21 protein-coding genes and 1 pseudogene are annotated in these 25,442 nt (G+C 73.7%); 7 read left to right on the top strand and 15 right to left on the bottom strand.

Going from position 1 to position 25,442, the window contains the following annotated elements:
* Nucleotides 1-36 precede the first annotated feature (36 nt).
* Nucleotides 37-1,896, bottom strand: a complete 1,860-nt coding sequence (locus AMK24_RS21840) for a serine/threonine-protein kinase (protein WP_079190578.1) — start codon at nt 1,894-1,896, stop codon at nt 37-39.
* 188 nt (nt 1,897-2,084) lie between these two features.
* Complete coding sequence (locus AMK24_RS21835; protein WP_073770510.1) at nt 2,085-2,732, bottom strand: DUF1345 domain-containing protein; 648 nt, start codon at nt 2,730-2,732, stop codon at nt 2,085-2,087.
* A 250-nt stretch (nt 2,733-2,982) separates the two neighbouring features.
* On the opposite strand from AMK24_RS21835, the gene AMK24_RS21830 reads away from it, so the two are divergent.
* Complete coding sequence (locus tag AMK24_RS21830; RefSeq protein ID WP_073770509.1) at nt 2,983-5,334, top strand: FdhF/YdeP family oxidoreductase; 2,352 nt, start codon at nt 2,983-2,985, stop codon at nt 5,332-5,334.
* A gap of 128 nt (nt 5,335-5,462) precedes the next feature.
* Here the strand turns inward: AMK24_RS21830 and AMK24_RS21825 are convergent, their stop codons facing one another.
* The 5 genes from AMK24_RS21825 to AMK24_RS21805 all read right to left on the bottom strand — a co-directional run bounded on the left by AMK24_RS21825 (nt 5,463) and on the right by AMK24_RS21805 (nt 12,973).
* Entirely contained in the window at nt 5,463-8,039 is a 2,577-nt protein-coding gene (locus AMK24_RS21825) for an ATP-dependent Clp protease ATP-binding subunit (protein ID WP_073770508.1), read from the bottom strand.
* Nucleotides 8,040-8,218: 179 nt separating this feature from the next.
* Nucleotides 8,219-9,955: an acyl-CoA dehydrogenase family protein gene (locus tag AMK24_RS21820; protein WP_073770507.1), complete on the bottom strand. Its 1,737-nt coding sequence runs from the start codon at nt 9,953-9,955 to the stop codon at nt 8,219-8,221.
* A 69-nt stretch (nt 9,956-10,024) separates the two neighbouring features.
* The gene (locus AMK24_RS21815; protein WP_073770506.1) at nt 10,025-10,594 is read right to left on the bottom strand and encodes a PadR family transcriptional regulator; all 570 of its coding nucleotides are present in this window, start codon (nt 10,592-10,594) and stop codon (nt 10,025-10,027) included.
* Between the two features lie 187 nt (nt 10,595-10,781).
* Nucleotides 10,782-12,038: a cation:proton antiporter gene (locus AMK24_RS21810; protein ID WP_073770505.1), complete on the bottom strand. Its 1,257-nt coding sequence runs from the start codon at nt 12,036-12,038 to the stop codon at nt 10,782-10,784.
* A gap of 206 nt (nt 12,039-12,244) precedes the next feature.
* Complete coding sequence (locus AMK24_RS21805; RefSeq protein WP_073770580.1) at nt 12,245-12,973, bottom strand: GAF and ANTAR domain-containing protein; 729 nt, start codon at nt 12,971-12,973, stop codon at nt 12,245-12,247.
* A gap of 569 nt (nt 12,974-13,542) precedes the next feature.
* Between AMK24_RS21805 and AMK24_RS21800 the strand changes: the two genes are divergently transcribed.
* From AMK24_RS21800 to AMK24_RS21775, 6 genes are all read left to right on the top strand, one after another.
* Nucleotides 13,543-14,280: a GAF and ANTAR domain-containing protein gene (locus AMK24_RS21800; protein WP_073770504.1), complete on the top strand. Its 738-nt coding sequence runs from the start codon at nt 13,543-13,545 to the stop codon at nt 14,278-14,280.
* A gap of 369 nt (nt 14,281-14,649) precedes the next feature.
* Entirely contained in the window at nt 14,650-14,976 is a 327-nt protein-coding gene (locus AMK24_RS21795; protein WP_073770503.1) for a plasmid stabilization protein, read from the top strand.
* Nucleotides 14,977-15,026: 50 nt separating this feature from the next.
* Nucleotides 15,027-15,488 carry a DUF5709 domain-containing protein gene (locus AMK24_RS21790; RefSeq protein WP_073770502.1) on the top strand — a complete coding sequence of 154 codons (462 nt, stop codon included), beginning with the start codon at nt 15,027-15,029 and terminating at the stop codon, nt 15,486-15,488.
* A 48-nt stretch (nt 15,489-15,536) separates the two neighbouring features.
* Entirely contained in the window at nt 15,537-16,205 is a 669-nt protein-coding gene (locus tag AMK24_RS21785; RefSeq protein WP_073770501.1) for an HAD family hydrolase, read from the top strand.
* Between the two features lie 228 nt (nt 16,206-16,433).
* A complete protein-coding gene (locus AMK24_RS21780) occupies nt 16,434-17,228 on the top strand; it encodes a SigB/SigF/SigG family RNA polymerase sigma factor (RefSeq protein ID WP_073770500.1) in 795 nt (264 codons plus the stop codon).
* A gap of 31 nt (nt 17,229-17,259) precedes the next feature.
* The gene (locus tag AMK24_RS21775) at nt 17,260-17,796 is read left to right on the top strand and encodes a cysteine hydrolase family protein (protein ID WP_073770499.1); all 537 of its coding nucleotides are present in this window, start codon (nt 17,260-17,262) and stop codon (nt 17,794-17,796) included.
* Nucleotides 17,797-17,820: 24 nt separating this feature from the next.
* On the opposite strand, the gene AMK24_RS21770 is transcribed toward AMK24_RS21775, so the two are convergent.
* The 8 genes and pseudogenes from AMK24_RS21770 to AMK24_RS21735 form a co-directional block, all read right to left on the bottom strand.
* Complete coding sequence (locus tag AMK24_RS21770) at nt 17,821-18,861, bottom strand: iron-containing redox enzyme family protein (RefSeq protein ID WP_073770579.1); 1,041 nt, start codon at nt 18,859-18,861, stop codon at nt 17,821-17,823.
* A 90-nt stretch (nt 18,862-18,951) separates the two neighbouring features.
* A pseudogene (locus AMK24_RS35215) lies at nt 18,952-19,089 on the bottom strand (CDGSH iron-sulfur domain-containing protein); the annotation flags it as partial.
* A gap of 16 nt (nt 19,090-19,105) precedes the next feature.
* Entirely contained in the window at nt 19,106-19,822 is a 717-nt protein-coding gene (locus AMK24_RS21760; protein WP_073770498.1) for a HemK2/MTQ2 family protein methyltransferase, read from the bottom strand.
* A 41-nt stretch (nt 19,823-19,863) separates the two neighbouring features.
* A complete protein-coding gene (locus AMK24_RS21755; protein ID WP_073770497.1) occupies nt 19,864-20,088 on the bottom strand; it encodes a hypothetical protein in 225 nt (74 codons plus the stop codon).
* A 330-nt stretch (nt 20,089-20,418) separates the two neighbouring features.
* Nucleotides 20,419-21,576 carry an XdhC family protein gene (locus AMK24_RS21750; protein WP_073770496.1) on the bottom strand — a complete coding sequence of 386 codons (1,158 nt, stop codon included), beginning with the start codon at nt 21,574-21,576 and terminating at the stop codon, nt 20,419-20,421.
* Complete coding sequence (locus AMK24_RS21745) at nt 21,569-23,719, bottom strand: xanthine dehydrogenase family protein molybdopterin-binding subunit (RefSeq protein WP_073770495.1); 2,151 nt, start codon at nt 23,717-23,719, stop codon at nt 21,569-21,571. The genes AMK24_RS21750 and AMK24_RS21745 overlap by 8 nt, the downstream gene beginning before the upstream one ends.
* Nucleotides 23,716-24,708: an FAD binding domain-containing protein gene (locus tag AMK24_RS21740; RefSeq protein ID WP_073770494.1), complete on the bottom strand. Its 993-nt coding sequence runs from the start codon at nt 24,706-24,708 to the stop codon at nt 23,716-23,718. The genes AMK24_RS21745 and AMK24_RS21740 overlap by 4 nt, the downstream gene beginning before the upstream one ends.
* The gene (locus AMK24_RS21735; RefSeq protein WP_073770493.1) at nt 24,705-25,271 is read right to left on the bottom strand and encodes a (2Fe-2S)-binding protein; all 567 of its coding nucleotides are present in this window, start codon (nt 25,269-25,271) and stop codon (nt 24,705-24,707) included. Before AMK24_RS21735 ends, AMK24_RS21740 begins: the two co-directional genes overlap by 4 nt.
* Nucleotides 25,272-25,442: the final 171 nt, after the last annotated feature.

Below are 25,442 nucleotides of genomic sequence, written 5' to 3'. Positions count from 1 at the left end.
GCGGATCCGCACCGGTCCGGGCCGCCCGGCGGGCCGTCAGTCCTGCCGCGCCTCCTCGGCGTTGCGCCAGATCGTCAGGTCGACGGTGATGTAGCGGCTGGGGTCGTCGGCGCCGGACTTGCCGCGGTAGGTCAGCACGGCGATGTGGCCGGCCTTGCTGAGCACACAGACCTGCGACCCGGGCGTGAGCTGGTCGAGACCGATCTTCTCGGTGTAGCGGGTCTCCTCCCGGCAGAGCTTCAGCGAGCCTTTCTGGGAGTTCTTCAGGACGACGAGCTTCCCGGTGGCGGTGCCCACCTCCTCGTCCCCGAAGACGGAGTCCCGGTAGAAGTAGAAATCCCCGTCGTCGTACCTGACGTCGCTGTCCTCGTCCTTGGTCGGGCGGGGCGGGTTGTCGGCGAACAGCAGCTCGTAGCCGGCCGTCACGTCGATGCCCTTGTACGAGACGGGCCGGGGGTCGACCGGCTTCGTGCGGGCCTTGTCCGCCGAACCGCCGCCGCGCGAACCGCCCGAGGAGGACGAGGCGGTGCGGTCGCCCTCGCCGGAGGTGTCGGGGTCTTCCGGCGCCAGGGCCCCGATGACGCCGAGGACGACCAGCGCGGCGACGACCGAAGCGGCGACGACCAGCCCCGGCCGCTTGCGGGGCGGCGCGGCGGAGGGCTGGAACCCTCCGGTCCCGCCCCAGCCGGGCTGCTGGAAGCCGGGCTGGGCGAACCCCTGCCGGCCCGGCTGGGCGAACCCCGGCTGGAGGTGGGGCGGCGGGGTGGAGTAGCCCTGGGGGTGGGTGTTCTGCTGCCACTGGCCGGGCGGTACGGCCCCCGGGGCCCCGGGGAGTCCCGGTGCGGCCGGGCCGGTCCGGGTGGGGGCGGCCGCCACGGCGTGAGCGGCCGGGGTGGGCGGGTGGGCCGGCCCGTGGGGCCCCGGGGAGAAATGGGTGGGCGGGTGGGCCGGCGGGGCGGCGGGCCGCGGCGGCGGGGTGGGGGCGGGCGCGGGGAGCCGGCGCCGTTCGGTGATGGCGCCCGCGACCGCCTGCGGGAGCCAGTCCTCGCCCTGGCGCAGCGGTTCGGGCGAGACCTCGTGGCACATCCGGATGACGTCGGCCGGCGGGGGGCGGTGGGCGGGGTCGCGGCTGAGGCAGCGGGTGACCAGGGTGCGGAGTTCGGCGGGCAGCCGGCCGAGGTCGGGGTCCTCGTGCACGATCCGGTAGAGGACGGCGTGCGAGGGGCCGTCGCCGAACGCGGGCGCGCCGATCGCGGCGTAGGCGGCGATCTGCCCGAGGGCGAAGACGTCCGTCGCCGGGGTGACGGCGCCGGCCGCCGCCTGTTCCGGCGCCATGAACGCCGGGGTGCCGATGCTGACCCCGGTGCCGGTCAGGGCGGTCGAGTCGGCGGCGCGGGCGATGCCGAAGTCGATCACACGCGGTCCGTCCGAGGCCAGCAGTACGTTCGCGGGCTTCAGGTCGCGGTGGACGATGCCGGCGCCGTGGATGACGGTGAGCGCCTCGGCCACCCCGACGGTCAGCAGCAGTACGCTGCGCAGCGGCAGCCCGCCGTGCCGGGCGACCGCGTGCGCGAGCGAGGGGCCGGGCACGTAGGCGGTGGCCAGCCACGGCCGCGGGCCCTCGGTGTCCGAGTCGATGACCGGCGCGGTGTACAGCCCCTGCACCCGCTGCGCGGACCGCACCTCCTGCTGGAAGCGCCGCCGGAACTCGGGGTCCTCGCTGAACTCCGGCCGGATCACCTTGATCGCGAGGGGCCGGCCGCCCGGCGTGTACGAGAGGTACACCTTCCCCATGCCGCCCGCGCCCAGCACGGCGGCGATCCGGTAGCCGCCCACCACCGCCGGGTCGTCGGCCTTGAGCGGCTGGAACGGGCCGGTCGAAGACGCGCTGCTCATGGAAACCATCCCCCTGGTCACGGCAGTCCGGAGCCGCACGCGCCCCGAAGATCAGACGAGAGCGTACCGAAAGCCCGGAGCGGGTCGGGGGCCGGCCGCGTCCAAGGCGTACCGCGGAGGCGGACCGGCCGTGCGGAGGCCGGGCCCCCGGGGGACGTGCTGAGGGACCTTTCGCGGAGACGGGCGGCTCAGCCGGTGACGATGCCGGCGATCAGGTTGATCGTGGTGGCCAGGATGGTGACCCCGAACACGTAGGACAGCAGGCAGTGCCGGAGGGCGACCGCGCGGATCCCGGAGGTGGAGACGCCGGTGTCGGAGACCTGGTAGGTCATGCCCAGGTTGTAGCTGAAGTAGAGGAAGTCGATGTAGCGCGGCGGTTCCTCCGTGTTGAAGTCGATCCCGCCGCCGTCGGGCGTCCGGTAGTAGAGGTACGCGTAACGGGCGGCGTACATCAGGTGGAGGGCCGCCCAGGACATGAACACGCCGCAGAGGGCCAGGGCGGCCGCCGCGTGGCTCAGGTCGGTGTGGCCGACCAGGAGCAGCAGGACGATGCCCACCAGACCGGACAGGGCGGCCGTGACGACGGCGAGCTCCTCGACGACGGGCCGGAACTCCTCGCGCCGGGCGTTGGCCCGGGTGGCGGCGGCGTCCATCGGCCACAGGACGAGCCAGCCCGCGACGACGAAGAGGGTGTCCGCGGCGGCGATGCCGACGTAGAGGCCCAGTGGGACGTTGCCGACCAGGACGCCTGCCGCCACCCCGGCGGCGGCCCCGGCCAGCACGGAGGCGGTGAGCCGGGGGACGGCGGGAAGCAGGAACCGGCGGTAGGTGTTCATGGGGGCTCCCGGGCTGCCCGGCGCGAGCCTGAACCGTGTTCCGCGGAGGGCTCCCCGCGGCCGGGACCGGGCCCTGTCAGCGTAGGCGCGGGCGCCCCGGGCCGCAGTCCGGCACGACCCGGGTCGTGGGGAGGAGCCGGGCGACGACTGGCAGCCGGGAATCACCCGGCATAGCCTGCCGAAAGGACCCGTTTCGCCCCACCATGCCCATCGGGCCCGCCGCCCCCGCCGGTGAAAGGGTGGAAGTGCCGTGAGCACCGACAACGCAACACAGGAACCCCAGGAGCCTCAGGGATCGCAGGGATCGCAGGGGCCCGTCGAGTCCCGGAGGGGGCCCGCTCCCGGCGCCGCCCCGCGGGTCCGTCCCTACCGCCACCCCGCCGCGGGCTGGGGAGCGGCCAAGAGCGTCGCCCGCGTCCTGGTGGAGGAGCGCGAACCGGTGGACGGCCCGCGGGCCGTCATGCGGATGAACCACGAGGACGGCGGGTTCGACTGCCCGGGGTGCGCGTGGCCGGACGACACCAAGGGCCTGCGCCTGGACATCTGCGAGAACGGCATCAAGCACGTCACCTGGGAGATGACCCGCAAGCGCGTGGACCGCGCGTTCTTCGCCGCGCACTCGGTGACCGAGCTGGCCGGGTGGAGCGACCACGACCTGGAGGACCAGGGCCGGCTGACCGAGCCGATGGTGTACGACCCGGAGTCCGACCACTACGTCCCGATCAGCTGGAAGGACGCGTTCGAGGTGGTCGGAGCCGCCCTGCGGGGGCTCGACGACCCGAACCGCGCGGCGTTCTACACCTCCGGCCGACTGGGCAACGAGGCCACCTTCCTCTACCAGTTGATGGCCCGGGAGCTGGGCACGAACAACCTGCCGGACTGCTCCAACATGTGCCACGAGGCCAGCGGGCGCGCCCTGCAGGCTTCCCTCGGGACGGGGAAGGGGACGGTCGACCTCAAGGACTGGGAGTCCGCCGACGCCCTGTTCATCCTCGGGGTCAACGCCGCCTCGAACGCTCCCCGGATGCTCACCGCGCTCGCCGCGGCCGAACGCCGCGGCGCGCAGATCGTGCACGTGAACCCGCTGGTGGAGGCGGCCGCCACCCGCACCATCGTGCCGCACGATTTTCTGGACATGGCCCTGTTCAGGTCCACGAGGACCAGCACGCTCAACATCCAGCCGCGCATCGGCGGCGACATGGCGCTGCTGCGCGGTATGGCCAAGGCGGTCCTGGAGCGGTCGGCGGGCGACCCCAGGGCGCTGGACGCCACGTTCATCGACCGGCACACCACCGGGTTCGAGGAGTACCGGGCGCTGTGCGAGGCCACCCCGTGGGAGGAGCTGGAGCACCAGTCCGGCGTGAGCCGCGCCGACATCCTGGAGGCGGCGCGGGTGTACACGGAGGCCGACCGCTCCATCGTGAGCTGGTGCCTGGGCCTCACCCAGCACGAGCACGGCGTCGACACGGTCCGCGAGATCGTCAACCTCCTGCTGCTGCGCGGCAACATCGGGCGGGAGGGCGCGGGCCCCTCCCCCGTGCGCGGGCACAGCAACGTCCAGGGCAACCGCACCTGCGGCGTCGACCACCGCCCCGCCGAGGCGTTCCTGGACCGGCTCGCCGACGCCTGCGGCATCGACCCGCCCCGCGAACACGGGCTGGACACCGTCCGCACGGTCCAGGCGATGCGGGACGGCGAGGTGAAGGTGTTCGTCGCCATGGGCGGCAACTTCGCACTCGCCGCGCCCGACACCCCGGCCACGTACGCGGCGCTGCGCTCGTGCGATCTGACGGTGCAGGTGAGCACCAAGCTGAACCGCAGCCACGTCGTGCACGGCCGGGCGGCGCTCATCCTGCCGTGCCTGGGCCGCACGGAGAAGGACCACCAGCGCAAGGGGATCCAGAGCACGTCCGTCGAGGACTCGATGAGCATGGTCCACCTGTCCGTCGGGATGAAGCGGCCGGCCTCCCCGCACCTGCTGTCCGAACCGGCCATCGTCGCCGGGATGGCACGTGCCGCCCTGCCGGACAGCGGGACGCCCTGGGACTGGTACATCGAGGACTACGACCGCATCCGGGACACGATGGCCGTGGTGCTGGACGGTTTCGAGGACTTCAACCGCCGGGTCCGGCTGCCCCTGGGCTTCCGGATCAAGCAGCCCGCCCGTGAACTGGTCTTCCTGACACCGTCCGGGCGCGCCGAGTTCTCCTCGGCCGCCCTGCCCGACGTCGTGCCCGAGCCCGGCACCCTGGCGCTGGGCACCATGCGGTCGCACGACCAGTGGAACACCACGATCTACTCGGACGACGACCGCTACCGGGGCGTCGAGAACCTGCGCACGCTGGTCTTCATGAACCGGGCCGACATGCGCGAGCGCGGCATCGCGGACATGGGCCCGGTCGACATCACCAGCACGGCGAAGGACGGCAGCCACCGGTACCTGAAGGGCTACACGGCGGTTCCGTACGACATTCCGCGCGGCTGCGCGGCCGGTTACATGCCGGAGATGAACGTGCTGTGCGCGCTGGGCGACTACAGCACCCAGAGCGACCAGCCGATCATGAAGCACGTGAAGGTGACGATCGTCCCGGCGGCGGCCTGAGCGGACGCGCGACGGCGGGTCCGGGAGCGCCCCGCCGTCGGTCCCCCCGCGGGTCGACCTGAGCGGACACGCGACGGCGGGCCCGGGGCTTTCCGGGCCCCGGACCCGCCGCTCCGTTCCCGTACGGCTCAGCCGGTCGCTTCGGTGCTGCCCGTCGCCGCCGGACCGCCGCTCCGCGCCGTCTCCCGGGCGTCCTCGGTCCCGGTGGTCTCCGCAGCGGCCCCGCCCTTGCGGACCGAGCAGTGCAGCGTGTCCTTCTCCACGTCCGCGACGATCGTGTCCCCCGGGTCGGCGTCGCCGCTCAGGAGCAGGGAGGCGACGCGGTTGTCCAGTTCCGTCTGGATCGTGCGGCGCAGCGGACGGGCTCCGAACTCCGGCTGGTAGCCGTGGGCGACCAGGAGCTTCTTCGCCGCCTCGGTGACCTCCAGCGTCAGACCCTGGGCGTGGACCCGGTGCTTGCTGCGGTCCAGCAGGTGGTCCACGATCGTGGACAGGTCGTCCTCGGTGAGGCTGTGGAAGACGATGATGTCGTCGATGCGGTTGAGGAACTCGGGCAGGAACCGGCCGCGCAGGTCCTCCATCAGCTCGTCCTTGAGCTCGGCGGCGTCGCCCTCGTGGGCGAGGATGCGATGGGCTCCGATGTTGGACGTCATGATGACGACGCAGTGGCGGAAGTCGACGGTGCGGCCCTGCCCGTCCGTGAGGCGGCCGTCGTCGAGGATCTGCAGGAGCGTGTTGAAGACGTCCGGGTGCGCCTTCTCGACCTCGTCGAACAGGACCACGCTGTAGGGGTTGCGCCGCACCTTCTCGGTGAGCTGGCCCGCCTCGTCGTAGCCGACGTAGCCGGGAGGCGCTCCGACGAGCCGCGCGACCGTGTGCTTCTCCTGGAACTCGCTCATGTCGAAGCGGATCATGCGGTCGTCCTGGCCGAACAGCAGCTCGGCCAGCGTCTTGGCCAGCTCCGTCTTGCCGACGCCGGTCGGGCCGAGGAAGAGGAACGAGCCGACCGGCCGGTTCGGGTCGCCCATGCCCGCGCGGTTGCGCCGTACGGCTTCGGAGACGGCGGTGACCGCCTCGTCCTGGCCGACGATCCGGGCGTGCATCTCCTCCTCCAGCCGGAGGAGCTTCTCCTTCTCGCCCGCGGTGAGCTGGGAGACCGGGATGCCGGTGCGGCGGGAGACGATGTCGGCGATGTCGGAGGAGGTGACCGACACGACGCCCTCGCGGCGCTCCTCGACCCCGGCCAGCTCTCCCTCCACCTCGGCGATCTGCCGCTTCAGCGCGGACGCCTTCTCGAACTCCTCGCCGGCGACGGCCTCGTCCTTCTCGCGGCGCAGCTTGGCGAGGCGGTCCTCGCGGCTGACGACCTCGGTGGAGCGGTTCGCGCTGCGCAGCCGTACGCGGGCCCCGGCCTGGTCCATCAGGTCGATGGCCTTGTCGGGGAGGAAGCGGTCGCTGATGTAGCGGTCGGACAGCTCGGCCGCCGCCGTCAGCGCCCCGTCGGCGAAGCGGACCTGGTGGTGGGCCTCGTAGGCGTCCCGCAGCCCTTCGAGGATCTGCACGGTCTCCTCGACGGTCGGCTCCGGGACCAGGACGGGCTGGAAGCGGCGTTCCAGGGCGGCGTCCTTCTCGATGTGCTTGCGGTACTCGTCGATCGTCGTGGCGCCGACGACGTGCAGTTCGCCGCGGGCGAGGGCGGGCTTGAGCATGTTGCCCGCGTCCATCGAGCCCTCGCCGGTCGCCCCCGCGCCGACGACGGTGTGGAGTTCGTCGATGAAGAGGATGATCTCCCCTTCGGCCTTCTGCACGTCCTCGATGACCTTCTTGAGGCGTTCCTCGAACTGGCCCCGGTACTGGGCGCCGGCCACCATGCCGGAGAGGTCGAGGGAGACGACCCGCTTGTCCTTGAGGGTGTCGGGCACCTCGCCGGCGACGATGCTCTGCGCGAGGCCCTCCACGATGGCGGTCTTGCCGACGCCCGGTTCGCCGATGAGCACGGGGTTGTTCTTGGAGCGCCGGGAGAGGATCTCGATGGTCTGCTCGATCTCCTCGGCCCGCCCGACCACCGGGTCCAGCTTCCCCGCCTTCGCCTCCTCCGTCAGGTCCCTGCCGAACTCGTCCAGGGTGGTCGCGGGCTGCTTCCCGCCGCCGGACGCGCCGTCCGGGCCGGCCGCCCGGTCCGCGGCGCCCCGGAGCCTGCCCACGTCCAGGTCGTCCGAGCCGAGGAGGCGGCCGGCCCCGGAGTCCGCGTCGTCGATCAGCGCGGCGAGGATGTGCTCGGGTCCGATGTAGGACACCCCCGCCGCCTGCGAGCGGGCGTAGGCGGCGGTGAGGGTCCGCTTCGCCGCCGGGGTGAGGCCGGGCTCGGCGGAGGGTTCGGCGGACTCGCGGGGCAGCACCTGGTCGAGCCGGCCCGCCAGCTCGTCGGGGTCGACCCCCGCACGGGACAGCAGCCCGCGCGAGGGCTCGACCTGGGTCGCCGCCCACAGCAGGTGCTCGGTGTCGAGGTCCGCCGTTCCGTCCTGGGCCGCCTTGCTGGTGGCCCGCCCCAGCAGCTCGTGGGACGAGTCCGTGAGCAGCCGCCCGATCGGCACCCGCTGCACGGCAGGGGGCGACGACGCGGGCGACATTCCGAAGAACCGGTTCAGCAGGTCGCTGAACGGGTCGGACGGACCGAAGGGTGAAGAATCGAACGCCATCGACATGCCGGCTCCAGGGAGAAGGGGCGGGGACAGGGCCTCTCTCACTGAAACGCGATGTCCACCACCCCGCAAACGGAGATGCCGCCCGCCGCGGCCCCCACACCGCGAGCCGGACCGGCCGGCCCGCTCACCCCGAGCCGGACCGGCTCCCCGGGCCCACCGCGCACCGGCCGGCGGTGAGGCTACGGCGCCATCTCGTAAGCCCCCGACAGCGCCTCGACGCGCTCCCAGATCCGGGTCGAACGGGCGGTGTCGACGACGGGGCGGCGGACCGCGCCGAGCGCCCACTCCTGCTGGGCCGCGGTGGCGGAGTCCTTGCCGTGCAGTTCGACGGCGTGTGCGGAGAAGTCGCGTACGAGGACGGCGAAGAGCTCGTCGAGCAGCTCCTCGTCCAGGCCGGTCAGGCGGGCCTGCTCCAGGATGAGCTGGCCGTGGACGACCAGGGCGAACAGCTGGCCGACGGCGAGGAGGAGGTCGAGGTCGCGGCTCTGCTCCTCGCCGGGGGCGGCGGTCTCCACGAAGGCGCACAGGGCGTCGGCCTGCTCCCGGAAGCGGGCGACGTTCGGCACCGCGGCGTACGCGTCGAACGCGGTGCGCCAGTCGTGGAAGCGTACGGAGCCGAGGCCGCGCGCCGGGCCCTGCCGGAAGAGGAACGCGTCGTCGGCCGCGTCGAGACGGGTGGGGACGGGCGGATAGTCGGCCGGGTCCAGCAGGTGGTTCCGCATGAACTTGAGGATCAGCGCGAGGTTCACGTGGACCGTGCCCTCCAGCTTGGGAAGTCCGCGGATCTCGACGGCGGCCTGGGCGAAGTAGGTGTCCTTCTCGAAGCCCTTGGCGGCGATGACGTCCCACAGGAGGTCGATGACCTTCTCGCCCTCGGTGGTCACCTTCATCTTCGTCATCGGGTTGAAGAGGAGGTAGCGGCGGTCGTCGGGCCCGGCTGAGCGGAAGTAGTCGACGGCCCGGTCGCTGAACAGCTTCATTCCGACGAGTCGGACGTAGGCGTCGGTCAGCTCGCGGCGCACGTGCGGGAACGCGGTGACGGGACGGCCGTAGAGGACGCGGCTGCTCGCGTGGGTGACGGCCTCGTACATCGCGTGCTCGCAGATGCCGATGGAGGCGGTGCAGAGGTTGAACTTGCCGACGTTGACGGTGTTGAGCGCGGCGTCGAAGGCGGCGCGGCCCGTGTGCAGGACGTCGGCGGGGGCCACCGGGTAGTCCTCCAGCCGGAACTCGCTGACGAACTTGGAGGAGTCGACGACGTTCTTCACCAGGCGGTACGCCTCGTGGCGGCTGTCGGCCGCGAAGAAGACGTAGCCCTCGGGCCCCTCTACGTCGGTGCGGCGCCCGAAGACGGAGACGAGTCCGGCGGCGTTGCCGTTGCCGATGTAGTACTTGGAGCCCGTGGCCCGGAAGCCGCCGGGCACGTCTCCGTCCGGCTCCAGCAGCATGTCGGTGGAGTAGATGTCCGCGCCGTGGGCCTTCTCGGAGAGGCCGAAGGCGAACACCTCGCCCTGGGCGAGGAGATCGGCCGCCCGGTCGCGGGCGGCGGCGTTGTCGCTCTGCCAGACCGGGCCGAGGCCGAGGACGGTCACCTGCCAGGCGTACCAGTAGTCGAGGCCGTAGAACCCGAAGATCTCGTTGAGGGCGGCGATGCGGGCCGTGTCCCAGCGCCGGTCGCCGTCGCCGTCGGGAGCGGCGGAGGCGGGGGTGAGGAAGGCGGCGAACAGGCCCTCCTTCGCCGCGAAGTCGAGGAAGTCGCCCAGCCAGGCGCGGGAGCGGTAGTCCTCGATGAGCCGTCGTTTGCCGCGCGCCTCGAACCAGTCGACCGTGGCGCGCAGCAGCCTGCGGGTCTCCGGGTCGAAGTGCCGGGGGTCGTAGGTGCGCGGGTTGAACAGGAGGGAGGTGGACTCGGCCATGAGGTCGCCTTCCGGGGAGGGTGAGGGGTCGTCGGTGGTACGGAGGGGGCCGGGGGTGGGGACAGTCGGTCAGGCGCCGGGCCCCGGCGGCGCCGCGAGCCGGTGGAGCGTGGCGAGCACGTCGTCGAGCCAGGCGATCGTCATGCGCTCGTAGGCGATGCCGCCGCGCAGGACGACGTGCTGGAGCTCCTGGCCCGGGGTCGGGGGGCCGGGGGCGTCGGGGCCGGTGAAGTCGCGCCGCTCCCCGGCGAGGTAGTGCGCGAGCCGCTCCCGGTGCGCCCGGTGGTGGCGCTCGACCTCGTGGATGAGGGCGGCCGGATCGTCGAAGGCCGCGCCCCTGATCTTCACGGCGAGGTCGTGCCGCAGGCTCTCCGGCTCGATCGGTTTGTGCAGCCACGCGGCGAGGGCGGCGCGGCCGGGACCGGTGACGGAGTACTCCTTCTTGTCCGGCCGGCCCTGCTGCTCCACCTCGCGCACGAGCAGGAGGCCGTCGGCCACCATCCGCCCGAGCACGCGGTAGATCTGCTGGTGGGTGGCGGTCCAGAAGTGTCCGATGGACCTCTCGAACCGCCGGGCCAGCTCATAGCCGGAGCCGGGACGCTCCAGCAGGGAGACGAGGATCGCGTGGTCGAGGGCCATGCCGCGATCCTCGTATGCAACTCGTTGCATAGGCAAGGCGCGGCGGTCCGGTGAGACGCGGCTCACCCGGGGCCGGGGGCGGGGGCCTTCGGCCGGGCGTCCCCGCGCGGGAGGTGCGGGGGCAGTTCGGCGGCGTCGACGCGGTGCCGGTCGCGGGCGTCCCCCGCGCGGGAGGTGGAGGGAGGGGTCAGGGGGCCTTCGCCGAGCGCCGGTCGAGGTAGGAGGTGACCGGCGCCGCCGCGACCCCGTGGACTACGACGGATATCAGGACGGCGAAGACGACGACCGCCCACAACTCCCGCTCGTACGGCCCGAAGCCGCCCTCTCCGAAGGCGTAGGCGAGGTAGAAGAGCGAGCCGATGCCCCGGATGCCGAAGAAGGCGACGGCGGCGCGCTCGTTCGGGCGTCCGGGCCCCCGCAGCTGGGCGATCACGGCGGTGGCCGGGCGGATGAGGAGGTGCAGCAGCACGCCGAGCGCCGCGCCGCGCCAGGTGAGGGCGGCCAGGCCGCCCGAGGCGACGAAGGCGCCCACGCCGAAGAGCAGGAGGGCCATCAGCAGGCGTTCGATCTGTTCCACGAAGGCGTGCATCACCCGGTGGTAGCCGTGGCTGTGCTCCGACCTGCGCAGGGCGCACGCGGTGGCGAAGACCGCGAGGAAGCCGTAGCCGTGCAGGGCCTCGGCGACCCCGTAGGCCAGGAAGGTGGCCGCCAGCGCCACGAACCCCTCGCCCTGTTCGGCCAGCCGCAGCGACCGGCTGCGGGACCGGAAGAGCACGCGCCCCAGCGCCAGGCCGACGGCGAGGCCGGTCGCGGCGCCCACCGTGATCCGGACGAGCACATCGCTCCAGAGCCAGTGGCCCGCCCATCCCCCGGCCCAGTTCTCCCCGGCGGCGGCCAGGGCGACGGCCGCGAGGACGAACGGAAAGGCCAGCCCGTCGTTGAACCCGGCCTCGCTGGTCAGCGCGAAGCGGACCTCGTCCTCGTCCTCCTTCTCGGCGGACGGCTCACCCACCCGCACCTCGGCGGCGAGCACCGGGTCCGTCGGCGCGAGGACCGCCGCCACCAGGAGCGCGGCCGAGGCCGGCCAGCCGAGGAGCGCCCAGGCGGCGAGCGCGGTCGCACCGATCGTCAACGGCATCGCGATGCCGAGCAGCCGCCAGGTCGCGGCCCAGGACCTCAGGCCGAAGGGGCGGTTGATGGCGAGGCCCGCGCCCATCAGCGAGACGATCACGCACAGCTCGGTGAGGTGGTGCACCCAGACCCGGCTGTCGACCGGATCGACCTCCGGCAGCGGCAGCGGGGTCAGATAGAGGACCACTCCGGCGGCGAGGAAGACGATCGGCACGGAGACCGGTCGCCGGGAGAGCAGCCGGGGCAGCGCCGCGGCGAGGAAGGCCCCGATGCCGAGGCATCCGTACACCGCGCCCTCAGTGGTGATCGACACGTCCGCGCTCAGCCTCCTCGCCGGGTCGCCGGGGCCGGTCCGGCCGGCGGCCCGGCGGACGGGACTCGGGCTCGTTCCGGGTACGGGAGGAGGTCCGGCGCTCACGCCGTGCTCCCCCGCGACTCCCCGACGCTGAAAGGTTCCGCGCGCCGTGTACCCCGCTGCGCCCGTCCAAACGAACCCACGACGGGCGGGGGCGGCGGAGTTCAGCCGCGGGGCTGGATCCGGCCCTCGGGCGGGACCTCGCCGGTGATGCTGGCGATCAACTCGGCGCAGAGGTCGCGCAGTTTGATGTTGCGGTGCTGCGAGGCGGTGCGCAGGACGTCGAACGCCTTCTCCGGGGAGCAGCGCTGCTGGCCGATGACCACCCCGATCGCCTGGTCGATGACCGTCCGCGAGCGCAGGGCCGCCTCCAGGTCCGCGGCGAACTCCTCTGTGTCCGAGATGCGCTGGGCCAGCGCGATGGCTCCGGTGGCCTGCGCGGTGAGCAGCCGCAGCGCCGTCAGGTCGGCGGTGTCGAAGGCGTGCGGCAGGGGCGCGTACAGGTTGAGGGCCCCGGAGGTGTGGCTGCGGGGCGCGATGGGCAGCGAGAGCGAGGACCGGGCGCCGCAGACCGCCGCGTAGGCGGGGTAGTCGGCCCAGCGGGTCTCCCGCAGGGTGTCCGGGACGCTGACCTCCAGACCCGTGCGCATCGCCTGGAGGCACGGACCGTCGTCCTGCCCGTACTGGGCCTCGTCGAGCTTCGTGGCGCTGGCCCCCACGCTGGACACGGTGACGGGACGCCCCTGCCGCTCCAGCGTGATGCCGCAGCCGTCGGCCGCTTCCACCAGAGCGAGGGCGCCGGCGGCGAGGGCGTGCAGGAACTCGTCGAGCGACGAGGTCTCCAGGAGCAGCGCGGTCGTGTCCGGCGCCTCGGCCACGGGCCTGTCAGTCATGATCATCTCGTTCTGGGCGTAGGCCGCCCCGGGGACGGGCGGAGCAGAGCTGGGCGGCGCGGTCCGGGCCGCCGGGACGGGGCAGCCGCCACCTACGCGACGGGCCGAGCGGCGCCGGGCGCGGGGCGGTGGGGGAATCAGACGTTGCTGCGGGAGGGCCCCTGCGGGGCGGGCGTACCACCGGGCGCCGGCGCGGTGGCGGTCGGCGCTACGCCCGCGGGGTGAAGCCTCGTCACGGGTGGTCGGCCGAGGACCGTGCGCCCGGGCGGGCGCGCGGCACGCGAGGCGCGCGCGGCCGGAGGGACTGCGTGACGGCGAGGACAGAGGTTCACGGGACACTCCACGGAGGCAGGAAGAATCTTCACGGGCCGTTTCCTGACCTCCAGCCGCTCATTATGCCCTCTCACCCGGCGGGGGTCGGCCCCACCCGGCGAAGCCGAGCGCTCGTCAGCTCCGCCCGCCCCGCAGGGGGTCGGCGCCCGTTCGCCGACGCCGCCCCGCAGGGTGGCGCGAGGCGGCCCGTATAGTGCGATGCTGGTCACAGGGTTCACGCCCGGAAGGGAACGACCATGACCGACGACGGAGCCCTCGCTCCGGGGCCGCCCGACCTCGTGTCGCTCCTGCTGGACACCGACACCCTGGACGAGTTCCTGCAGGCACTGGTGCAGAACACCCTGCTCATGTCGCCCACCGCGGACGGTTGCGGGATCACGCTGGAGCGCCAGGACCGGCCCCTGACCGTGGCCAGCGCGGGCATCAGCGCGCCGCTGCTGGACGAGGCGCAGTACGGGCAGGACGCCGGCCCCTGCCTGGAGGCACTGCGCGAGGGGCACGAGGTCAGCGTGGCCGACATGCGCGAGGAGCGCCGGTGGAACGGCTACCCCGCCTTCGCCGTCGCCTCCGGAACCCTGTCGTCGCTGTCGCTGCCGATCGCCGCGCACACCCACACCGCCGGCGCCCTCAACCTGTACTCGCCCCGGGCGAACGGCTTCGCGGACGCCGATCTGAGCGCCCTGCGCGCCCTCGCCGCACAGGCGACGGGGGCCCTCGAACTGGCCCAGCGGCTCGCGGACGCCCGGACCTTCACCGCCGACCTGGAAGCGGCCCTCCAGTCACGGGCGGTGATCGACCAGGCGGCCGGGATCGTCATGCAGCAGCGCCGCTGCACCTCCGAGGAGGCGCTGCGGATCCTGCGCACCGCGTCGCAGCACCGCAACGTCAAGCTCCGCGACGTGTGCGCGCAACTGGTCGGGGTCGTCTCGGGCGAGACCCCGGCGGAGGGCCCCCGGCTGCGTCCCCGCCGGTGACGCTCCCCGTCCGCGACGTGCCCGCGGCCCGCTCCTGACCTCCCGGGCCCCCGGTGGTCCGACGACGGCGGGCAGCACCGGAAACGGCCGCCCGGGGACATGTTTGGCATCCGCTGCAGGGGTACTCCGACACCAGGTATCCGGCGTACGCGGAACCGAGGTGCCGGCCGGTTGGGAAAACAGCCGTCGGCGCCGCCCGCCCGACGTCAGGCGTCACCCCCGCCCCCGTCCGAGGGGGCGCCCTCCCGCGGTGCGTTGTTTAGTGGGATCCGTACGGGAAAGGCGGTGGGCGTCCACCGGGCACGGGACGTCATCGACCGGTGACGCCGCCGCACCCCGGGCCCCCGGACCGAAGCGGAGGAGCACATCATGCCTGCTGGATCCAGCGAGAAGCGTGAGCGGCAGTACGAGCACATCAAGGAGAGCGAGAAGAAGCAGGGCGCCTCGGAGGGGCGGGCGAAGGAGATCGCGGCCCGGACCGTGAACAAGGAACGCGCCCGGTCCGGCGAGTCCAGGACGGCGAGCAGGACCTCCACGCAGGACCGGAAATCCGCCTACGAACGCGGCGGCGAGCGCTCCCACCGGGGTGCGCAGGGTCCCACGAAGGACCAGCTGTACGCGGAGGCGAAGAAGAAGAACATCGACGGGCGTTCCGCCATGAACAAGGAAGAGCTGCGCAAGGCTCTCGGCCGCTGACGCAGCACGGCGCCCGGAGCGGACGACCCGTGGACGGAGGAGCAGAAGACATGCCCGCAGACGCACGCGGCGACGATGTGTACCAGCCGCAGGACGACGACGGACAGGATCCGCCGAACGACGATCTCGACCTGGAGAACACGCTCGGCGAACGGGGCCTGGACGACCACATGGAAGAGGGCTACTCCCCTCCCGAACGTCCGCTCGGCGTGGACAAGTTCGGCACGACGGGGGCGGAGGAGCGTCGCGGCGAGTCCCTGGACCAGCGGCTCGCCCAGGAGGTCGACGACGTGGAGCCGCCCGCGGGCGACGGCATCGGCGATCTGCCCGGGGGCGACGGCGAGCCCGTGGAGGGGACCGGGCGCGAACCCCGGGCGGGCCGTCTGAGCCCCGCGGACGACCCCACCGGGCGGGAGACCGACGTCTTCGCCCGGGACGTGGGCATCGACGGGGGCGCGGCGTCGGCCGAGGAAGCCGCCGTCCACGTGAGGGACGAGGACGACGCCCTCTGACGAGGCCCTCCGGGGCGAAGCGGCGGGGGAGCGAGAAAGCGGGAGAGCATGGCGGGTGCGGCGATCTTCGATGTGGACGGCACGCTCACGGACACCAACCACCTCCATGTGGTGGCGTGGTGGGAGGCGTTCCGGCAGGCCGGGCACACCGTGCCGATGCCGGACATCCACCGGTCGGTGGGCCTGGGTTCAAGCGATCTGATCGAGCGGCTGCTGGGCGCCGACCGGGACCGCGACCAGGACGACGCCATCAGCTCCGCGCACACGGTGCTGTACGCGACGTACTTCGACCGGCTCCCCGCCTTCCGGGGCGCGGGCGACCTGTTGCGCACGCTCGACGAACGCGGGTGGCGGGTCGTCCTCGCCACCTCGGCGGGCGGCGCGGAACTCACGGCGCTGCGGCGTGCGATCGACGCCGACGAGGCGATTCTCGCCACGGCGAGTTCGGACGACGTGGAGCGGGGCAAGCCCGCCCCGGAGCCGGTGGAGCTGGCCTGCCGCCTGGCCGGCGCCGACCCCGGGGAGGCGGTGTTCGTGGGCGACACGGTGTGGGACATGGAGGCGGCGTCCCGGGCCGGGGTGAGCGCGGTGGCCCTCCTGTCGGGCGGCATCCCCCGCGCCGACCTGGAGCGGGCGGGAGCCCGGACGGTCTACCGGGACGTGGCCGACCTGCTCGCCCGCCTCGACGACAGCCCCTTCGGCCCGGCAGCCGGATGACACGGCTCCGCCGGGCCCGGCGGAGCCGTTCTCGGCGGCCCGGGAGGGGACGCGCTCGAGATGCCGGTGGGGCTTTCATCAGGTTTAGTTCCTTTATGCCCGGGTATGGGGCTATTCGTGCTTCGGACATGAGGTACGCCCGCGGGATCCCGGGCGGCGTCTGTCCGGTCCTGCGCCTCCCGCGGCAACCCGAACGCATCGTCAGAGCGCCGCCGAGGAGTGACAGCCATGCAGGACCCCCCCTCCCCCCAGCCCGGCCCCCGCCCGGCCGACCGGGCGAGCACCGACGCGTTCCGGAGGCTGCGGTCGCTTCCGCCGGGGCCGGAGCGGGACGCCTTGCGCAGCGAGACGATCTGCGCCTGGCTGCCGATGGCCCACCGGCTGGCGACCAGGTTCCGCGACCGGGGGGAGACGATGGACGATCTGCGGCAGGTGGCCGCGATGGGGCTGGTCAAGGCGGTGGACCGCTACGACCCGGAGCGGGGCAAGGCGTTCGAGACGTACGCCGTGCCCACCGTCACCGGGGAGCTGAAGCGGCACTTCCGCGATCACACCTGGGACGTCCACGTCCCGCGGCGGGTGCAGGACCTGCGCAACCGCGTGCGGGCGGCCCGCCGGGAGCTGGCGCAGACCACGTCGGGCAGGGCCCCGACCTGTGCCGAGATCGCTTCCGCCACCGGGCTCGCCGAGGAGGACGTGGTGCTGGGGCTGGAGGCCCTGGACAGCTACAGCGCCCTCTCCCTGGACGCCGAGCCCACGGGTTCGGAGGGGGGAATGCCGTTGGTCGACCGGCTGGGCTCCTGCGACAGGGCGCTGGAGGTCGCCGTCGACCGGGAGGCCGTCAAACCGGGGCTGCGCGGGCTCCCGGAACGGGAACGCACCATCCTGTACCTCCGGTACTTCCAGGACATGACGCAGGTGCGCATCGCCGAACGCCTCGGCATCTCGCAGATGCACGTGTCACGTCTGCTCAGCCAGTCATGCGAACGCGTACGCGACGGGGTCCTCCAAGGAGCCCTCTGACGGGCGGGCACAGCCGCCCGGGAAAGCAGCCATGGGAAACAGCGCTCTCATCGTCATCGACATGATCAACTCCTACGACCATCCCGACGCCGACCTGCTCGTGCCGTCCGTCCGCTCGGCGCTCCCGCAGATGGAGCGGCTGATCGACCGCGCCCGCTCGCAGCGGGTCCCCGTCGTCTACGCGAACGACAACTTCGGACAGTGGCGCTCCCACCACGGGGAGATCATCGAGACGGCGCTCGCGGGGAGCCACGCCGAACTGGTGAAGCCCGTGCTTCCGGACGACGACTCCCTGTTCGTCGTCAAGGCCCGGCACTCCGTCTTCTACGAGACCCCGCTCACCTATCTGCTCTCCCAGTTGGAGGCCGACCACCTCGTGCTGTGCGGTCAGGTCACGGAGCAGTGCGTGCTGTACTCGGCGCTCGACGCGCACATCCGGCATCTGAGCGTGACGGTGCCGAGGGACGCCGTGGCGCACATCCACGGCGATCTCGCGGAGGCCGCGCTGCGCATGATGGAGCGCAACATGGGAGCGGCGGTCCCGGACGGCGTCGACGTCTCCTTCTGAGGCCCCGGCGGGCAGGCCGGCGGGTCAGGGCGCCAGCGGTGCGCGCAGGGCGGAGCGGCCCCCGCGCCACGCCGTCAGCAGATGGTCGCCCAGGCGGTCCTCCAGGTATCCGGTCGCCTCGATGCCCAGGACGACGTCGGCGGCCAGGCCGGGCTCGTCCTCCAGCAGACCGTCGACCACCTCGTGGCGCACCACCTGCTCGTGCACCGCGTCGGCCTCCACGTGCTCGTCGTAGAACCGCTGGGCCGCGGGGCCGGCGCCCGCGCGGCGCAGGGCCTCGGCCAGCCTCCGCGAGCCGGGGGAGGAGGTGATCTCCACCGCGGCGAAGTGCCCGACCAGCGCGCCGCGCAGTCGGCGGTGCAGGCCGAAGAGGGACATCAGGTTGACCGTGGCCAGCGCCTGGGCGGGCGCGGCGTCGAGGTAGCGGCCGTACCGTACGTCGAGGCCGAGGTCGGCCATCAGGTCGGCGAAGAGCTGGGCGTGGACGTTCTCGGCCCGCCCCGCCCCGAACTCGTCGAACTCCACGGCCACCATTGCCGCCTTGGCGCGCCCGCGGAGCCGGGGCACCACCCACAGGTGCGGATCGGCCTCCTTGAGGTGGTACAAGGAGCGAAGGGCGGCGTATTCGCGCAGCTGCCACAGTTCGCCCTCCCGCTGGAGGTGGTGGCTGACGCTGTGGCCGTCGTCCCCGACGGGTTCCAGCTGGAGCGCGTCCACCGCCCCCGCCACGTCCTTTCCGCCGGAGCCCCCGTCGCGGCGTACCGCGTCCAGGAAGACGTCCTCGGCCGCCGCGCGCACGCCGAGCAGGGCCGGATCCCACTCCAGGCGCTCGTCCACCCCGGTGAACCCCCGGTAGTGCAGCTCGTACAGGACGTACAGGAGCAGGTGGAGGTCGTCCCCGTACGGATCGCAGCGGCGTACCGCGTCGGCGTCGGGCAGCCGGGCGGCCCCGCCCGCCAGCACCTGGAGCACGCTCTCGCTCAGGGGGCCGCGCGCCGCGGGGAGCGCGGGGGACGCCGCGGGGCTGTCGTTCACTCGTGGCTCCGTGGTGGCCTGGGTCGTCACGTTCGGGACTCCTCCTCGCCCTCCCGGGGCGGTCGTCCGTCCGGACCGCCCCGCGGGGGGGGCGACGGGCTTGCGGCGGCGGTGGCTGGTGTCGCACCAGGGGTAGGCGCGGCTGCGTCGGCAGGTGCAGAGGGCGACGACGAAGCGGTCCGACCGGGCCGTCGTGCCGTCGTCTCCCACCACCTCGACCGGCCCCTCGACCAGGACGGGGCCCTCCCGGTTCAGCACCACGCGGCGGGGCGTCTCATTTCTTCCGGGCACGGATCACCACCAGTTCCTCCCGGTCGAGCCGGTCGCGCAGCAGCCCCCGTGCCCGCAGCCAGGCGGCCCGGCCCCGGGTGACGGGGCCGAACGGGATCGTGACCCGGTCGGTCACGGACACGTCCAGCCCGGCCGAGGAGAGCCGGTCGACCGTCTCCGCGGGGCGGCTCAGCCCCGACTGGACGAGCAGGAGCAGTCCACCGGGGCGCAGGGCGGCGAAGGCGTCGTCGCAGATGCGGTCGAGGATCATCCGGCCGTCTGGCCCCGCGTCCCAGGACCGGCCGGCGCGGTGGCGCGGCGCCGTCAGGCCGGGGGCGGGGACGTACGGGGGGTTGCTGACGACGGCGTCGAACGTACGGCCCGGCAGGGCCCGCAGCAGATCGCCCCGGCGGACGGTGACGGGCAGGCGGGCGAGTGCGGTGTTCAGCCGTGCGGAGGCCACCGCCCGGCGGCTGATGTCCACGGCCGTGACACGGGCGCCGAGCCGGGCGGCGTGCAGGGCCAGCGCGCCGGTCCCGGTGCACAGGTCCAGCAGGTCCGTGCCCGCGCCGATCCCCTCGCGACGCATGGCGAGGGCGAGCAGCAGGGTGTCGGTCTGCGGCCGGTACACGCCGGGAAGCCGCACGACCCGGGGCCGGCCCGGGCTTTCCGCCGCCGGAGGAAGCGTTGCGGAGACCTCCGGCGGGGCCGGCCGCGTCATCGGGTCGTCCTCGCCCTCGGAAACCCGTACCCCTCGCCCGTTCAACGGCCGGAGCTCCCGTCGGGGCGGTCCCGCCGCTCCAGGCGGCGGGCCTCGTCCTGGCGGCGCCGGCCCTCGTCCTTGCGGACCTGGTCGTCGAGCGCCTTGCCGTCCGATTCCCGGGCCAGCCCGCGAGCCTTGAGGACCTTGGCCCGCAGGAGCCTGCGTACGTCACGCATCGTGTCCTCCTGTGCGGTCAGCAGTCGTTCCACCGTCGTGCGGTTCATGTCTCCTCGTCGCGGAGCGAGCCCGAGTCCGTCACCGGCCGGTCCGGTTCCCGGGTGGGCACACGCCGCTGTAGTGGAGTGACCCGGTACGGCTCCGCCAAACGTGCGGTCCGCTTTTCGTGGGCCGGCGTAGGCCGCATACCCCGTCTGCCGGCCCGCGCCGTGGACGAGAAAGCACGGCGCGGGCCGCCCGGAGGGGGCCGCGGCCCGGCTCGGATCGACGTCCGCCGCCCCGGGCCGCACGTCCCCGCGCCAGGCCCGGGGTGGTGGCGGCGGACGCCGGGGCGATGGCGGTGGCGAGGGCGGGCGAACAGCGCGGCCCCTGCGGCCTCAGCGCGGTCCGACGGCCCGCCGCTCCGCCCGGGGGTCCGGTCGCGGCTGCCGGTGGATGGGCTCCGCTCCCCCGGTCAGCGGCCGGCCCGTGCCGCCGCGCCGGGCCGCGACGATCTCCGCCGCGATGGACAGGGCCGTCTCCTCCGGCGTACGGGCCCCCAGGTCCAGTCCGATGGGCGACCGCAGCCTCGCCAGTTCGCCGTCGCCCAGCCCGGCCTCGCGCAGTCGCCGGACCCGGTCCGCGTGGGTACGGCGCGACCCCATCGCGCCGACGAAGGCGGCGGGCGCCCGCAGCGCCTCCGTGAGCAGCGGCACGTCGAACCGGGCTTCGTGCGTGAGCACGCACAGGACCGTGCGCCCGTCGGTCGGGGTGCGCCGGAGGTAGCGGTGGGGCCAGTCGACGACGACCTCGTCGGCCTCGGGGAACCGGGCGGGGGTGGCGAAGACGGGCCGGGCGTCGCACACCGTCACATGGTGGCCGAGGAACTTGCCGGCCCGTACCAGCGCCGCGGCGAAGTCGACCGCGCCGAAGACGATCATCCGGGGCGGCTCCACGCTGGACTCGACGAGCAGGGTGAGCCCGCCGGGGCAGTGCGAACCGTCCTCGGAGAGGGCGACCGTGCCGGTGCGGCCGGCGTCGAGCAGGGCCGCCGCCTCGGCCGCCGCCGTGCCGTCCAGCTCCGGGTGGCCGCCGAGCCCGCCTTCGCGGGAGCCGTCGGCGCGCACCAGCAGCGAGCGCCCCAGAAGTTCCCCGGGGCCGCTCACCACCCGGGCCAGGGCCGCGGAGGCGCCGGAGGCCGCGGCTGCCAGCGCGGCCCGCAGCACGCTCCGCTGCGGTGAGTCGGCCCGTACCGGGGTGACGAGGATGTCGAGGACCCCGCCGCAGGTCAGTCCCACGGCGAAGGCGTCCTCGTCGCTGTAGCCGAACCGTTCCCCCACGGTGCGGCCGTCCCGGAGGGCCTGCGCGCACAGTTCGTAGACCGCGCCCTCCACACAGCCGCCGGAGACCGAGCCGATCGCCGTGCCCTCCATGTCCACGGCGAGGGCGGCGCCGGGGCCGCGCGGCGCGCTGCCGCCGACGGAGACGACGGTGCCGACGGCGAACTCCCGGCCCTCCTCGACCCATCGGTGCAGCTCGCCCGCGATGTCAAGCATCCACCGCTCCTCCGGCGGAGCCCGCCGCCGCTTCGATCACCCGGTCGGGGCGGATCGGCAGGTTCCGGTGGCGTACGCCGGTGGCGTGGTGGACCGCGTTGGCGACGGCCGCCGCCGCGCCCACGATGCCGATCTCGCCGACGCCCTTGATGCCGACCGGGTCGTCCGGATCGTGGTCGTCCACCCAGTCCGCCTCGACGTCCGGGACGTCGGCGTGGGTGGCGACGTGGTAGCCGGCGAAGTCGGGGGCGTAGTGGACGCCGGTGTTCCGGTCGCGGACCGCCTCCTCGTGCAGGGCCATGGAGATGCCCCAGGTCATGCCGCCGACGAGCTGGTTGCGGGCGGTGAGCGGGTTGACGATGCGGCCCGCCGCGAAGATGCCGAGCATGCGGCGCACCCGGATCTCGCCGATGGCGGTGTCGACGGCGACCTCGGCGAACTGGGCCCCGTAGGAGTGCCGCTCCTTCCGCGCGAGGGACCCCAGCGCCTCGGTGGTGTCGGACCGCACCGTGATGCCCTCCGGGGGGATGACCGTGGTCGTGGCGAGCCGCTCGCGCAGTTCGGCGGCGGCCGCCGTGACCGCCCAGGCCCAGGAGCGGGTGCCCATGGACCCGCCGGCGATCATCGCGGGGCCGAAGTCGCTGTCGCCGATGCGGACCCGGACGCGGTCGGGCGCGGTCTCCAGTGCGTCGGCGGCGATCAGGGTGAGCGCGGTGCGGGCTCCGGTCCCGATGTCGGCCGCGGTGATGCGCACGGTGAAGGAACCGTCCTCCTCCGCCGTGACCAGGGCCGTGGACGGGGCGGCCCCGGCGCCGAAGGAGGCCGCCGCCGTGCCGGTGCCCAGCAGCCACCGCCCGTCCCGCCGGACGCCCGGGCGCGGGTCGCGGTCCGCCCAGCCGAAGCGGCGCGCGCCCTCGCGGAAGCAGGCCGCCAGATTGCGGTTGCTGAACGGCAGGCCGGAGACCGGGCCCACCTCGGGCTCGTTGCGCAGGCGCAGGTCGATCGGGTCGAGGCCGGCGCGTTCGGCGAGTTCGTCGAGGGCCGCCTCGATGGCGAACGACCCCGGGGCCTCCCCCGGTGCCCGCATCCAGGTCGGGGACGGCACGTCCAGCCGTACGACGTGGTTGGCGGTGCGGTGGGCCTCGGCGTCGTACATCACCCGGGCGACGCCCGCGCTGGGCTCGACGAACTCGTACACCGTCGAGGTCTGGTTCAGCGAGCGGTGTTCCAGGGCGAGCAGCCGGCCGTCGGGGGCCGCGCCGAGCCTCACCCGCTGGGCGGTGGGGCTGCGGTAGCCGCCCAGCGAGAACACCTGGCGCCTGGTCAGGACCACGCGTACCGGGCGACGCAGGGCGGTGGCGGCCATCACGGCGGACACCTGGTGGGCGCGCAGCCCCTTGCTGCCGAAGCCGCCTCCGATGTGTTCGGAGCGCACCCGCACCGCGGAGGCGTCGAGCGAGAACATCGCGGCCAGCTCGCTCTGGACCCAGCCGGCGCCCTGGTTGGAGTCGACGACCTCCAGTCGGCCGGCGTCCCACCGGGCGGTCGCGGCGTGGGGCTCCATCATGCCGTGCTGTTCCTCGGGGGTGGTGTACTCCTGGTCCACGACGAACGCGGACTCGCCGAACCGCGCCTCCAGGTCGCCCTTCTCCGTCTCGGCCGGCATGTGGCCGGCTGCCGGGTAGGCGCCGGGGTGGCCGGGGACGAGCACGGTGTCGTGCGGCTCCCGGTCGTACGTCACCACCAGGGCGCCGGCGGCCTCCCGGGCCTCCTCGGGGGTCTCGGCGACGACGAGCGCGACCGGCCAGCCGGCGAACGGCACCCGGTCGTCCTGGAAGACGGCGGAGGTCGGGTCCGGCGGGACGCCGAGCATGCCGATGTAGTCGGTGTTCAGCCGGGGGGCGTTGCCGTGGTGCAGCACGGCGAGCACGCCCGGCATGGCCAGGACCGGGTCGGCCTCCACCGTACGGATCCGGCCTCGGGCGACCGTCGACAGCACGAGCCAGCCGTGGGCCAGGTCCGCGAACGGTATCTCTCCCGCGTAGCGGGCCGCGCCGGTGACCTTGTCGCGGCCCTCCACGCGGGTGCGGGCGGTGCCGACGGCTCCGCGGAGCGCGGGGCGGCCCGGGGCAGCGGTCGTCATCGGGCGTCCTCCCCGGCGAGTTCGGTCAGGACGGAGACGACGAGGTTGCGCATGAGGGTCACCTTGTATCCGTTGCGGGGCAGGGGGCGGGCGGCGGCCAGTTCGGCGTCCGCGGCGGCGGCGAAGGCCGTGCCGTCCGCCGGTGCGCCGGTCAGGGCGGCTTCGGCCGCGCGGGCGCGCCAGGGCCGGGAGGCCACGGCTCCGAGGGCGAGGCGCGCTTCGCGTACGACGCCGTCCTCGAGGGTGAGCGCGGCGGCGACGGAGCCGATGGCGAAGGCGTACGAGGCGCGCTCGCGCACCTTGCGGTAGCGGGAGCGGGCGCAGACGGGCGCGGCGGGCAGGGTGACGTGGGTGATCAGCGCGCCGGGCGGCAGGGCGGTCTCCCGGTGCGGGGTGTCGCCGACGGGGAGGTAGAAGTCGGTGACCGGGACTTCGCCGGGGCCGTCGGGGCTCTCGTAGGAGATCCGGGCGTCGAAGGCCGTCAGGGCGACGCCCATGTCGGAGGGGTGCACGGCCACGCAGTGGTCGCTCGCGCCGAGGACCGCGTGGTTGTGGTGCTCGCCCGCGACGGCGGAACAACCGGCGCCCGGGACGCGCTTGTTGCAGGGCGCCGACAGGTCGGCGAAGTAGCCGCAGCGGGTGCGCTGGAGGAGGTTGCCCCCGACGGTCGCCATGTTGCGCAGCTGGCCGGAGGCTCCGGCCAGCACCGCCTGGGCGAGCGCCGGGTAGCGGCGGCGGACCTCCGGGTCGGCGGCGAGGTCGCTGTTGGTGACGGTCGCCCCGATGCGCAGGCCGCCGTCCGCCGCGGGTTCGATACGGTCCAGGGGGAGTTCACGGACGTCCACGAGCCGGGCGGGGCGCTCCACGCCGGTCTTCATCAGGTCCACGAGATTGGTGCCGCCGCCGAGGTAGCGGGCGTCGGGGTCCGCGGCGAGCAGGGCGACCGCCCCGGTGACGTCGTGGGCCCGCTGGTAGCCGAACTCCCTCATGCGGTGCTCTCCTTCGTGCCCGCGGCGTGGGCCCCGGCGGCGCGGGCGACGGCCTGGACGATCGAAACGTAGGCTCCGCAGCGGCACAGGTTGCCGCTCATCCGCTCGCGGATCTCCTCGGGCGTCAGCGGCTGCGGCGCGGCGTCGGGACTCAGGTCCTCGGTGACGGCGCTCGGCCGCCCGGCCGCGTGCTCCTCGATGACGGCGATGGCGGAGCAGATCTGGCCGGGTGTGCAGTAGCCGCACTGGTAGCCGTCGAGGTCGAGGAACGCCTGCTGGACGGGGTGGAGTTCGTCGCCCTCGGCCACGCCTTCGATGGTGGTGATCTCGCGCCCCTCGGCGGCGACCGCGAGGGTGAGGCAGGAGACGGCGCGCCGCTGGTCCACCAGGACCGTGCAGGCGCCGCACTGGCCCTGGTCGCACCCCTTCTTGGTGCCGGTGAGGTCGAGGCGCTCCCGCAGGGCGTCGAGCAGGGTGGTGCGGTGGTCGACGGGCAGGTGGTGCTTCTCGCCGTTGATGTTCAGGGTGATCACGCTGGACGTCGACGAGGTCGCTGGGGCCATGTTCAGCCTTCTCTGGTGTCGGGTGACGAGGAACCGGGCGCGGGCGGAGACCGATGGGCCCGGTCGGCGGTAAGGTAGCCCTAACCGGACTGCTGTCCGTTTATCTGAAAAACGTAACGGACAGCTGTCCGGTTAACAAGGACGGGTTTCGGCCACGAACCCACGAGGAGG

It is taken from the genome of Streptomyces sp. CB02366 (assembly GCF_001905905.1).
Classification (GTDB): domain Bacteria; phylum Actinomycetota; class Actinomycetes; order Streptomycetales; family Streptomycetaceae; genus Streptomyces.
The sequence above is the reverse complement of the archived record's forward strand: the minus strand, read 5'-3'. Positions and strand labels throughout refer to the sequence as shown.